This window comes from Candidatus Aenigmatarchaeota archaeon (genome assembly GCA_016932615.1).
Classification (GTDB): Archaea; Aenigmatarchaeota; Aenigmatarchaeia; order QMZS01; family QMZS01; genus JAFGCN01.
Genome location: JAFGCN010000015.1, coordinates 1 through 9,151 on the forward strand (window position 1 = coordinate 1; position 9,151 = coordinate 9,151).

Annotated in this window: 9 protein-coding genes and 1 tRNA gene; 3 read left to right on the top strand and 7 right to left on the bottom strand. The window is 49.1% G+C overall.

The annotated features are described in order from the left end of the window. The 4 genes from JW727_04315 to JW727_04330 all read right to left on the bottom strand — a co-directional run. Window positions 1-1,628, bottom strand: a 1,628-nt coding sequence (locus JW727_04315; GenBank protein ID MBN2095248.1) for a TCP-1/cpn60 chaperonin family protein, incomplete at its 3' end; no start/stop codon positions are given. A 101-nt stretch (window positions 1,629-1,729) separates the two neighbouring features. Then, window positions 1,730-3,406 carry an alpha-glucan family phosphorylase gene (gene glgP, locus JW727_04320; GenBank protein ID MBN2095249.1) on the bottom strand — a complete coding sequence of 559 codons (1,677 nt, stop codon included), beginning with the start codon at window positions 3,404-3,406 and terminating at the stop codon, window positions 1,730-1,732. Between the two features lie 63 nt (window positions 3,407-3,469). Next, complete coding sequence (locus JW727_04325) at window positions 3,470-4,030, bottom strand: NUDIX domain-containing protein (protein ID MBN2095250.1); 561 nt, start codon at window positions 4,028-4,030, stop codon at window positions 3,470-3,472. Window positions 4,031-4,054: 24 nt separating this feature from the next. Beyond that, window positions 4,055-4,198: transfer RNA gene (locus tag JW727_04330), tRNA-Thr, on the bottom strand. A 104-nt stretch (window positions 4,199-4,302) separates the two neighbouring features. Between JW727_04330 and JW727_04335 the strand changes: the two genes are divergently transcribed. After that, on the top strand, window positions 4,303-4,800 hold the full coding sequence (locus tag JW727_04335) for a hypothetical protein (GenBank protein ID MBN2095251.1): 498 nt from the start codon (window positions 4,303-4,305) through the stop codon (window positions 4,798-4,800). Here JW727_04335 and JW727_04340 read toward each other — a convergent pair. From JW727_04340 to JW727_04350, 3 genes are read right to left on the bottom strand one after another with little or no spacing between them, the layout of a single operon-like run. Further along, window positions 4,788-5,168 carry a ribonuclease P gene (locus JW727_04340; protein ID MBN2095252.1) on the bottom strand — a complete coding sequence of 127 codons (381 nt, stop codon included), beginning with the start codon at window positions 5,166-5,168 and terminating at the stop codon, window positions 4,788-4,790. The two genes, JW727_04335 and JW727_04340, sit on opposite strands and share 13 nt — an antisense overlap. Next, window positions 5,152-5,868, bottom strand: a complete 717-nt coding sequence (locus JW727_04345; protein ID MBN2095253.1) for a hypothetical protein — start codon at window positions 5,866-5,868, stop codon at window positions 5,152-5,154. Before JW727_04345 ends, JW727_04340 begins: the two co-directional genes overlap by 17 nt. A gap of 42 nt (window positions 5,869-5,910) precedes the next feature. Further along, on the bottom strand, window positions 5,911-6,930 hold the full coding sequence (locus JW727_04350; GenBank protein ID MBN2095254.1) for a hypothetical protein: 1,020 nt from the start codon (window positions 6,928-6,930) through the stop codon (window positions 5,911-5,913). 24 nt (window positions 6,931-6,954) lie between these two features. On the opposite strand from JW727_04350, the gene JW727_04355 reads away from it, so the two are divergent. Both JW727_04355 and JW727_04360 read left to right on the top strand, forming a co-directional pair. Then, window positions 6,955-7,734 carry a DUF63 family protein gene (locus JW727_04355; protein MBN2095255.1) on the top strand — a complete coding sequence of 260 codons (780 nt, stop codon included), beginning with the start codon at window positions 6,955-6,957 and terminating at the stop codon, window positions 7,732-7,734. A gap of 65 nt (window positions 7,735-7,799) precedes the next feature. Next, window positions 7,800-9,151: metallophosphoesterase (locus JW727_04360; protein MBN2095256.1), on the top strand; the 1,352-nt coding region annotated here is incomplete at its 3' end.

The following is a 9,151-nucleotide window of genomic DNA, read 5'->3' on the forward strand; positions in this document are numbered from 1 at the left end:
TCCATTCCTCCCATACCGCCCATTCCTCCAGGAGGCATGGGTGGCGCTCTCGACTTGCCTGCGGTGATTATGTCGTCGACTCTCAGGATCATTTCTGCGACGTCTGTTGCCGAGGAAATCGCCTGAAGCTTGATTTTTGTTGGTTCGACCACTCCGAGCTTTTCCATATCGTCTACTTTTCCGTCCTGGACGTTTATCCCGTATTTAGAGCCGCCGGCTTCGTGCTTGCTTTTTGCGTTTACAAGGAGTTCCACTGCATCGCGCCCTGCGCTTTCGGCCAGGGTTCTTGGGATTATCTCGAGTGCATCGGCAAAGGAGTTTATCGAGACCTGCTCTTTTCCGCCTATGCCTTCTGCGTAGTCGCGAAGCTTTCTTGCAAGCTCTATTTCTATGGCCCCGCCTCCGTAGACGTATGAGCCAACTTCAAGCGTTGATGCGATTCCAAGAACCGCGTCGTCCATAGCCCGCTTTACTTCGTCAACCACGTGCTCGCTTCCGCCTCTTACGAGGATTGAAACGGCCCGAGGGTCCTTGCATTTTCTGACAAACACCATCTTGTCTTCTCCGATTTTCTTCTCTTCCACAAGCCCTGCAAAACCAAGGTCATCTGCGGACACTTCTTCGAGCGTCGAAAGGATTTTGGCGCCTGTCGCCTTTGACAGTTTGTCCATATCGCTTTCCTTTACTCTTCTGACGGCAATTATTCCGCTTTTGGCAAGGTAGTACTGGACAAGGTCATCGACTCCCTTCTGAAGGAAGACAACCTTTGCCCCGCTTTCCTTTATCTGCTCTGCCATTCCCTTGAGGATTTTATGTTCCTGGTCTGCGAATGCCCGAAGCTTCTCTGGGTCTGTCACTGAGATTTTAAGCTCGTTTTCGGTTGACTTTACTTCCAGGGCGATGTTTAGGAGCAGTATCTTTGCCTGCTCGATTTTCTTTGGCATCGATGGGTGTACGATTTCCTTGTCGATTACAAGCCCCTTTACAAGCTCCGTGTCTGCAGCTGAGCCGCCCTGCTTTTTCTCAATCTGTATGTCTTCAGGCCTGATGACAAGCTTGTCACCTTCCTGCCTCGAAACATACCCGATTGCGTCTATTGCAATTTTGGCGAGTTCGTCTTTTGACCCTTCGCTTCCCTTCCCTGTCATCGCTGTGAGGGCGACTTTTATGAGCTTTTCCTTGTCTTTGGCTTCCACCCTTTCGCCAAGCTCCTTTAGAAGCTCAAGTGCCCTCTTTTTGGAGAGCCGGTATCCGTTGATGATTGTGACCGGGTGGATTCCCTGGTCCATGAGCCCTTCCGCTTTCTTCAGAAGCTGGCCGGCAAGCACTACGGCTGTAGTGGTTCCGTCGCCTACCTCCTGTTCCTGTGTCTTTGCGACCTCTATCATCATCTTTGCTGCTGGATGCTGGACTTCCATTTCCTTGAGTATTGTCACTCCGTCGTTTGTTATCGTGATGTCTCCAACCGAGTCAACAAGCATCTTGTCCATTCCCCTTGGGCCAAGCGTGGTCCTGACTATCTCTGACACTGCGACTGCCGCTGTTATGTTGTTTCTCTGTGCATCTTTTCCTGTCTGCCTTAACGCGTCTTCTGACAATATAAATATTGGCTGAGTCATTCCTGTCATATACTAAGTCCGTACAAAAAAATAAAAGGTTTTACTTTTTTAGGAGTAGGAAATAGTTTAGGTAATATGTTTTGGAGTACAATCTTTTTTAAGGAAATAGCTTACCTGAAATAAGCGTTCAGCACGTACTGCTGCGCCATCCGGTGTGTATTGAAAAAGGAGGCGTTTATGGCGATTGTGTGCCGCATGATGTTTATCCACTGCTCCAGCCCGTTGTAGTACATGGGCAGTATGATATACTCAAGCTTTACGTACAGGTCTTCCAGGTCGCAGGTGGAATTTGTCTCCTGGCCTTGGTTTGGGTGCGGCCCTATGCTCCAGCCGGTGACGTTTTCGATGTGACCCTCAATCCACCATCCGTCAAGGACAGAGAACTGGGGCACGCCGTTATGCGCCGCTTTCATGCCGGATGTTCCGCTTGCTTCCCTTGGCTTTTGGGGGGTGTTAAGCCACACGTCGACCCCTGCAACGAGCATTTTTGCGATTTCGATGTCGTAGTCCTCGAGATACACGCACTTTATTGCGCCATGGACTTCTTTCATCTGGTCGGTAATTCTCTTGATTATGCATTTTCCTTCAGTGTCCCGGGGATGCGCTTTTCCTCCATAGACAATCTGGATTTCCTGGCGGCTTGCAATATCCTTTAGCCGATTTATGTCCGAAAACAGCAGGTCTCCTCTCTTGTAGGCGGTAGCCCTTCTGGCAAAGCCGAGGGTGAAAACGCTGGGGTCGAAGTCAAGGCCGTACTTGCTGTTGATGTAATTGATAAGCGTCTTTTTGGCCTCCTTGTGGGCTTTCCAGAACTCCTCCCTTGGGATGCTGAGAGCGTACCTCAAGAGGAAGGGGTCTCTCTGCCAGCCCGGAATGTACTTGTTGTAGAGCCGCCTGAATGGCTCACTTGCCCAAAATCCGGGGTGGACACCATTTGTAATGGAGTCGATTGAGTAGCCCGGGAACATGTGGCGGCTTACCTCGCCGTGCTTTTTTGCAACGCCGTTTACGTACTTGCTGAACTTGAGCCCAAGGTAAGTCATATTGAGCTTGCCTTCGTAAAAAACCTCTTCCCGGAACTTGTCAGAAATCATTTCGCCAAGAGCTTTTTCTGCCACGTCTCTCGGGAACTGGTCGTGGCCTGCCGGGACCGGGGTGTGGGTCGTAAACACGCACCTTTTCCGGACATCTTTCATTACGTCCCTGGCAGTGCTTTTCCGGCACAATTCCAGCGTTAGAAGAGAAGAGTGGCCCTCGTTCATGTGGTACTTTCCTGGAGTCAGGCCAAGAGCTGCAATCATCCTTGCCCCGCCGATGCCAAGCACGATTTCCTGGCATAGCCGATAGTAATCATCATTAGCGTAAAGCTTGTCTGTTATTGCCCTGTCGTATTCCGAGTTTTCGGGAAGGTCTGTGCTAAGAAATATTATGGGCACTTCCCCGATTTCACCCTCTATCTTGTAAAACCACGCTTCAACTGCAACCTCCCGCCCGTCTATCTTAATCTTTATCCTCACAGGAAGCTGCTCCATGAACTCGGCAGGGTTCCAGTGGAACTCCTCCTCAACCTGGCTGCCGTCGATAATTTTCTGCTTAAAGTACCCTTTTTTGTAAAGGAGAGTGATGCCCATCACGGGTACATTAAGGTCAGCGCAGCTTCTGAGCATGTCGCCTGCCAGAACCCCAAGCCCGCCGGAGTAGGTAGGGATTTTGGGGTCGATTCCAATCTCCATACTGAAGTAAGCGACATAGGGCTTTCCAAACATTTCGGCAAAGTTCTGTTCCATCAGATATCTGCCCGCAGTGTTGCAGGCATAATACACGTAGATTCTAAATATAGTTTAAGGAGGTTACCGGGGTGCTCCCATTTCATGCATCTTGCCTCTTATAGCTCCGATCATCTCCGTCCAGTAATCGCCTCTAGGAAGGTATTTTTCGGGGTGTTCTTTGAGGTTTTTTTCCAGATCTTCGAGTGTTATGAACTGTATCTTCTGGATCTCCTCTTCCTGGAACTTCAGGTTTTCAAAGAGTCCGTCGTACTTCAGGAGGTAGACGTAGTGGTACTCGCTATCAATGTTTCCGTCTGGCGTTTTCTCGCTTTTCTTTTTTCCGTAAAATTCGAGGTCGCTTTCTTTTAGATTCAAACCCACTTCCTCAAAAACTTCCCTTTTTGCAGCATCAATTATTGAGCTTCCTGCCGTAACATGCCCGCCTACAGACAGGTCCCAGACATTAGGGTACGTGTCCTTGTCTTTTTGGCGAAGCTGCAAAAGAACCTCTCCTCTGGAATTATATATCCAGACGTGGATTACTCTATGCCAAAGCCCGTCCCGGTGGGCAACGCTTCTTGGCTTTTGGATGCCTGTGGGAAGGTCATTTTCGTCAACTATGTCAAAAAATTCATTGGCCATAACTAAGGTTGGATTAAAGGATGAAGCCCCAGCCGGGGTTTGAACCCGGGACCTCGTGATTACCAATCACGCACTCTTTGTCCGACCGTTCGTGCGGAAGCGTACTTTCCGTAGAGGCTTTTGTGCGTTTACAGCACAAAAGGGTCTACCAGACTGAGCTACTGAGGCATTATTAACTTTGGAAAATAAGTTTTAAACCGATTCGAATGCAGATTTTAACCTTCAAAAAGACCGATTTGCGAAAATATATAATATATACTAAAGCATATTTTATGGGGCGTTATAAATTCAGCTCTTTTGAAACGGGGATTTTTGCTGTTCTGGCACTATTTGCCTTCATGGCTTTTTCAAGCCCTGCGATGGCTGAGACCTGCCAGGAGGTATGCAAAGACTACCAGCACTGGTACTGCGGGGACTACTGCGCGCCATTCAATATCCATATGGGCGGCTATTTGGGCCAGGCGGACGGATGGTGCCTTGAGAGCCGAGGGTTAGATACCTGCTGCTGCTGGAATGACGACAATTCCTATATGATTCCAATGGCTCCTCCACCAATGGATGGCTTCTGCTCGGAGGATGCCTATTGTGGCATACTGAATGGAGAGCGTGGCTTGTTTTACGGGGACGCTTTTAAGTGGAACGGAAACTGCTACCTTTCAAAATTCAGGTACTGTGACTGCAAGGATTCTAAGTGTGTAAACCCCTTTGGTGAAACCTTCCAGGAGCTTACATTCAGCTTTTACTGGATACTGTCCGGCTATATTTTGTAAGTTGAAAGAAGGGTTTGCTTAAGGTGCTTTTTTTTGCTTGACCTCATTGTGCCCGATACTCCAACAGACACAATGCTGGCCGGCTTTTCGTTAATCTCGGTAATAAGGGCCATGCTCAGTCGCACGGCTTCGACGTCTTTAGGCATACACCTGACAACGAACTTCTTCTCGCTTTGCTCGTAGAGGTCCCTGAAGAAATGAAAGTTTGTCTTTGCAAGCCCGAACACGCCCATATTTCCTGCGACCGCCCTCCAAAGCGCTTTGGCAAGGTCCTCGGGCCTTATTTCCTCATCACTTATGATTTTGAACGTGAGGTATCTCCTCTTTTCCCGGTATGACGACGGAAGCGTCTTAGGCCTGTCCTTCATAATCAACATAAACGCCGCTAAGGGGCTGTACGGTCTTTTCCCGGTTCATCTTCACAAGCTGCTCCGGGAGGTCTGAGTTTGAAACAATTGAGGGGTAAATCTGGGCGCCAAGGACGCATGAGAGCGCGGAAAGCTCCCTTCCGCCCCGCATTCCCTGCACGGTTTTTGCGCCGGAGTTCACGACAAAAGGGCACTTTGACTTCAGGCAAAGCCGGACAATTTCCTTGAGCAGGTATATTTCCCTCACTCTCTTACCTCCGGATGAATTCAGAATCTGCCCAAAGTTGACTTCGATAACCGTATTGTGGTCGTGCGCTTCCCGGCAGCAGACATGGTCAAGCCCGCAGTCCCGCCTCCCCCGCTCCGGGTGGCACAAGAGATCAATATAATCCGATGAGCAGGCAAGCCGGTTTATGTGATAGTTCCCCCCATATGCAAGTATGAGGTCGACTTTCCTTCTTAGCTTCTTTGCGATCGCTTCCATTCCTTCTCCGTTAAGCATGACGCCGGAGATTATCTCTAGTTTGGCATTGCTTCTCAGCTCCTCGATTTTTTTCAGGTACTCCTCAAGCTCGCTTTCGCCCTTGTAGCAGTGGGTAAGGCAAATCCCACCAAGCTCAAGCTCTTCCGCCCTTTTTATTGCCTGGACTCTATCTATTCCTGAAGCTATATTTAGGTCATAGAACTTTCTTTCTGCCATATAATATATTTATGCTAAACTTTAGATATTATTACCCTTTAGTTAGATTGGTGAGAGCTTTGAAACGGTCATTTCAACCTGCTTTTTAACCCGGTAGGTGTAGTCGGCGGTTGCAAACAGGCGAACAATCTCAAACTCCTTGTCTTCAAGGTCCAGGTCTGTCGGCTCAAAATAGAAATAATACCTCTGAGGGTTCTGGCTTAGGACCCTTATTGGCTGCTTGTTTAATGCCCATGAGCCCCAGTCCTTAATATCTCCGTCCCGGAATGTTTCCGAGCAGTCCACAATTTTGCCTTTATTGTCCTCAAATCCCACTCTTAAGTTGTCAGGAGCTATTTCGCTTATTTCTCCGCTTCCCTTGTTTATTACGGACAGCCACACAGCCCTCGAGCTTTTGCTGTCTTCTTCGCCGCTTCCGCCTTCCTCATAAATCAGCGGCTGGTCGCTTATATAGGTCATATCAAAATTAAGCTCGACAGGCCCCTGGGAAGCAAGGTCCGATATCGTAACTGTGAGCTTTTTTCCGGAGTTAAGGTAGTCCAGGTAAGTCTCCTTCTTGACATAAGTAAGGGTGACGAGCCGAGTTGACCGGTAATCATACTTTACCGCTATTTCAGGCGTGACTGTTGCGGCCATGGCGTCTATTTCTGGGGTTTTAAGCTTGAATATGTATGCCCTTTCCTGCCCCGGAACCATCTCGAACGTTTCCTTTCCATTGAACTTGGCAGTGCAGTCGACGCAGGTAAGAAGGTGCGCATTCGAAACCGCAAAGGATGAGACTGTTACGCTTCCATCAGGGTCCTTGTTTACGTTTTTCAGGACAACCCGGATGTTGACTTCTGAGTTTGGGCTGACTCTCCCATTGGGCGCGGGCGAAACCTCCGCGCTTGTAATCTGGATGATGTCGGGCACTTCCACGTCTTTTTTGTCGGTCTTGCAGTTTCCTATCACAGAGCAGCTGCTGCCTCCAAAAGAGCTGTCGGTGCAGCCGGAAAGAAATGTCAGGGCAATCAAAAGTATGGCCGCAAGTGCTGCGGCTTTTTTCGCTTTAAACACGACCATAAAATTATCACCATATATAAAATAATGCTGGCAGAGGCGATTGAGGAGTATTTTATCGGGCCGATCCTGACCGGAACCGGCTACAATCCCGTGAACACATTTGTCTATGCAGTTCTCCTTCTTGCCCTTGGCTATGTAGTATTTAGGGCGATAAGGGCGCTTGGAATAGAGGTTGATTCCCCCTTTGCGATGGCGCTTTTCCCCTATATTGCCCTTGGCTCGATACTCAGGTCGCTTAGAGACATCGGATACTTCAAGACCTGGCTTCTGGTCTCGCCCTTCCTTTATATTTATGTCTTTTCCGTCACTTTTCTTCTTCTGGTGATTTCCATTCTTGTCGCAAGGAAGACAAAACTCCCTTACCAGAGCTTTTTCTTCTCCTTTGGGTTTGTAATTTCCGGTATCCTTTTCACCCGCCTGTCTTTCCAGAATCTGGGCGCCGCCCTGCCGGTACTGGGGATTGGCCTGCTGTTTTTTGCCCTTATATTTGCCCCCTTGTGGAAAGCGCCACTCTGGAACAAGTTTGTTTTGATGTCCCAGCTTTTTGACGCTTCAGCAACTTACGTTGCCCTTACCTTTTACGGGTTTGGAGAGCAGCACGTCCTGCCAAACCTGATTTTTTCGCTTACCGGGACGGTTGCAAGCTTCTTTCTGGTAAAGGCAGCCGTGGCTCTTTTGATGCTCTGGGCGGTCGATACGGGAATAGAGGACAAAAACCTCGCAAATTTCCTGAAGCTGGTCGTAATCGTGCTCGGGTTTGCTCAAGGGCTTAGGGATTTGCTGATGATTGTGGCGTTTGCGTAAAGGCGGGGATTCTGCCGGGCAGAGGTGGTGGGTGACGCCTATTAACTTTCATATCCCCTAAACTTATGAGAGAACTTGTCCAGAAGCTTTTCCAGGAAGGCAAAATGGTCACTCCCCCTGCTCTTGAGCTTATAAGGCAGCATGGCGTTTCTGTTGAGGATTTGCTGAAATGTGGGTCGGATGTAATAGGTCCTGAAACGGTGATGGGGCTTGTAAAAAAGCCGAAGGGCATTTCCGCCCCCAAAAGCCCTGCCCCAAGCCAGGTTGAAGTCCAGAGGGACAGGAAGAAGAAGATTGCGGAGGAGTATTCAGTTGATTTTAGCATTGAGAACAACAGGGTAAACCCAAGGGAAAGAAAGGCGGCTGACTTTACGAACTACTTCAATTCAAGGTTTGCCCTCCTCCAGGGCCTTTTGGCTAAGCGGCTCAGCCCGGTTTCAATTGGAAACCTGCTTAAGCTTAATTCCGACAACATAAACGTAATCGGGATGGTTTCGGACATCAGGACGACCAACAACGGAAACAAGCTGATCTCCCTCGAAGACCCGACAGGGACAATTGCCTGCATTGCCTCAAAAAATGTCAACGAGGCGGTTTTCGAGGAGTCGAACAACATTCTTATGGATGAGGTCATTGGCATGACCGGCTCCTGCAGGAACGGCCTCTTTTTGATAAAGGATATAGTCCGCCCTGATGTGCCGATTACGAACCTCACGCGAAAGCTTGATGTTCCCCTGAAGGCGGTTTTCATTTCGGACATTCACTTTGGAAGCAAGGATTTTCTTGAAGCGCCTTTTTTGAACTTCATAAAATGGCTGAATTCCCCGTCAGCCGAGGCAGTAAAGTACATTTTTGTCGCGGGGGACCTTTGTGATGGCATAGGCATCTATCTTGCCCAGGAGCAGGAGCTCCTTATAAAGGAGGGGGAAAAGCAGTATGCCGCCCTTGCAGAGCACCTTGAAAAAATCCCAAAGCACATAAAGCTTATCGTGGGCCCTGGCAATCACGACATCGTTGGAAATCACGAGCCGCAGCAGACGCTTGACTTCACAGCGCTTTCAAAACTGCCAAATGTGATTTTTGCAACCAATCCCTCGACGGCAGTGCTTGACAAGGCGTTTCGCATCCTGATGTACCACGGCTACTCTTACGATTCTGTCATCGCCGAGCTTCCGTGCATAAGGCATGACGGCTACGACAAGCCCCACCTGCCGATGCTTGAAGTATTGAAGCGCCGCCACCTCTCGCCTGCTTATGGCGGCTCACTGGTCATCCCTGAGCAGAGAGATTCACTTGTTATTGATAAGGTCCCGGACGTTTTCCACTCAGGCCACCTTCACACTGTAGGGCTTGAAAATTACCGGGGGGTGACTTTAATCAACTCCGGAACTTTCCAGGGGCGAACCGGATTTCAGGA